The 1,339-nt window shown below is 49.7% G+C and carries 1 protein-coding gene; it reads right to left on the bottom strand.

The features are described from left to right. Nucleotides 1-1,339: UvrD-helicase domain-containing protein (locus tag B3180_RS11180; RefSeq protein WP_286844552.1), on the bottom strand; the 1,339-nt coding region annotated here is incomplete at both ends.

Genomic DNA, 1,339 nt, shown 5'->3' with positions numbered 1-1,339 from the left:
TCACCAGCTCTTTTAAGTTTTCTACCCGGGTTTCTGCTTTTTCGCCTTTTTCGGCTTCGTACATGGCCATTAGACCACTCTTTTTAATGACTTCGTCGCTCAGGCGACCTAACGAAAACTCTTCGGTTTCGTCGTCCAGAGCTTCCATAAAATCGAGAAAAGAACCAACCGCATTACGAGCACGACCGGCCAGCTGCTTTTCATTCACCATGTACTTTGAAGCCTGCCATAAAGACTCGCCACGTTCGCGGGCGGCCTGACGGATCATTTCCAGAGTTCTGTTGCCGATACCCCGGGTTGGTGTGTTGATCACTCGTTCAATAGCGGCGTCATCGTCCCGATTACCCAGAATTCGCAAATAGGCGAGTGCATCTTTAATTTCCTGACGGTCGAAGAAACGTAAACCGCCATAAATACGATAGGGAATACGTGCGTGCAGCAAAGCTTCCTCTAAAATACGCGATTGTGCGTTACTTCGGTACAAAAGAGCCGCATCCTGCAGCGAACCGCCCTGATCACGCCATTCCTCAATGCGGGCAACAATGTACCGGGCTTCATCCATTTCATTGAAGCCGGCGTAAAGGCTAATAGGCTCGCCATCGTTACCGTCAGTCCATAAGTCCTTACCCAGACGCCCAGAGTTATTAGAAATAACCGAGTTTGCTGCGCGCAATATGGTGCTGGTTGAACGATAGTTTTGCTCCAGACGAATGGTTTCTGCGCCTTCAAAATCGGATAAAAACTGATGGATGTTTTCGACTTTTGCACCACGCCAACCGTAGATGGACTGATCATCGTCACCCACAATAGTCACGCTGTTTTGTTCGCCAGCCAGTAAACGCACCCAGGCATATTGTATGGAGTTGGTATCCTGGAACTCGTCCACCAGAATATGCCGGAAACGGTTTTGGTAATGCTCGCGGACAATCCGGTTATTGCGCAGTAATTCGTGTGCCCGTAATAACAGCTCCGCAAAGTCGACCAGACCGGCCCGATCACAGCTTTCCTGATACAAAGTATAGATTTCTTTTAGGGTTTGCTCTGTCGGGTCGTAAGTTTCAATGTGCTGCGGGCGCAAACCTTCGTCTTTTTTACCGTTGATGTACCACTGAGCCTGCTTTGCCGGCCAACGTTTGTCGTCCAGGTTTAAACTTTTAATTAAGCGTTTAATCAGCCGTTGTTGGTCATCGCTGTCGAGGATCTGAAAGTTCTGGGGCAACCCGACATCCATGTAGTGCGCGCGCAACAGGCGGTGCGCCAGACCATGGAAGGTACCAACCCACATACCGCCAATAGGATAGCCGAGCATCTGTTCAATACGACCACGCATTTCTGCGGC

This window comes from Idiomarina sp. UBA4206 (assembly GCF_002383015.1).
Lineage (GTDB): Bacteria > Pseudomonadota > Gammaproteobacteria > Enterobacterales > Alteromonadaceae > Idiomarina > Idiomarina abyssalis.
This window is presented reverse-complemented; position numbering and strand designations above follow the sequence as displayed.